Genomic DNA, 1,195 nt, shown 5'->3' with positions numbered 1-1,195 from the left:
GGGGTTCCACACCGAGGGGACGGCGTCGGGCGCCATCGGGCTGATGCTGGGATGCGGTCGTGTCATGGTTCAACTTCCAGTTCTCGCGGAAAAAGAAAAACCCCGCGCAATGGCGGGGTCGCTTGGTTCATCTGGCCATCGCAAAATGGCCAAAAAAAAGCCCGCTCTGTGGCGGGCCTATCGTCATCCGGGGGGTCTGGCTGCGCGCCGGGTCTGCACGCAACCCCGCCCCGAAAGTAGCGAAATCTATCCACTCTGTCCCAAGCCGTCAAGCATTTCGTCAGCCTTGAGCGTCCTCGACCAGCCCCGCGTCCTGCAAGCGGGTGCTGAGTTGGTCCATCGCCCGGCTGAGCATGTCGCGGCCCATGCGCTTGATGGTCTGCTGATCGCGCTGCGCAGTGGACTTGGTCAGCCCGAAGTGCAGGGCCACCGCGCGCAGGCTCAGCCCCTCGCGCTGGCGCAGCGTGCCGAACACGCCCCAGGCCAGCGCCAGCACCGCGTCCTGGTCGGTGGTGCGCAGCAGCACGGAGACGTAATCGGACAGGCCGCGCACCCCTTCGGCCTTGGACGCCGTGTGCCCGTAATGCGCCTTCACCGCGCAGGCCTCGGGCCGCGGCAAATGGTGTTCGACCAGGCCGCGCACCATCGCGCACTGCCCCCGGACCTCCAACGCGCTCATGCCGCCGAAATCAACGCCGCGCCGCTGCGCAGCCGACCCATCGGGCTCGTCGCAGACCTGCACGTGCGACTCCAGAATCACCTGCATGAAGCCGCGCGTGGTCGCGGGCAGGACCTCCATGAGAAAGGCCACGTGCAGGCATTGCCCCGTGCTGCGAAAAATCGGCCGCGCCATCATGCCGCAGACCCCGCTGATGCGGCTGCGGCTGCGGCTGCTGCTGCGGCGCCCGCCCCCACCTTGCGCGCACGAAAATCCTCCCAATCGAAAGGCACCCAAATGCCCTGCTCGCGCAAGCGGCTATAGCTGCGCTCGCCAATGGCCTGCTGCAACAACCGGCGGCTCAGATTCGTCGTCAGCAGCGTGGGCATCAGATCGCGGTAGCGCCCGTCGAGCACGCCAAAGAGCTGATCGCGCTCGGCGTCCGTATGGAACTGCACCCCGACCTCGTCGACCACGAGCAGCGACACCGCGGTCAGCATGCGCAGCACCTCCATCTCGCCGGGCGCGCTGCGATCG

At 67.1% G+C, this 1,195-nt stretch carries 2 protein-coding genes; both read right to left on the bottom strand.

Annotated elements, in window-relative coordinates:
* Window positions 1-280: 280 nt before the first annotated feature.
* On the bottom strand, window positions 281-856 hold the full coding sequence (locus VTU_RS0121360) for a hypothetical protein (RefSeq protein ID WP_010108569.1): 576 nt from the start codon (window positions 854-856) through the stop codon (window positions 281-283).
* A partial coding sequence (locus tag VTU_RS29240; protein ID WP_010108567.1) for an ATP-binding protein occupies window positions 853-1,195 on the bottom strand: 343 nt, incomplete at its 5' end. The genes VTU_RS29240 and VTU_RS0121360, both read right to left, overlap by 4 nt.

This window comes from Verminephrobacter aporrectodeae subsp. tuberculatae At4 (assembly GCF_000193225.1).
GTDB classification, from domain to species: Bacteria; Pseudomonadota; Gammaproteobacteria; order Burkholderiales; family Burkholderiaceae_C; genus Acidovorax; species Acidovorax aporrectodeae.
Note: the sequence above shows the minus strand (reverse complement) of the source record. Positions and strands in the feature narration are given on the sequence as shown.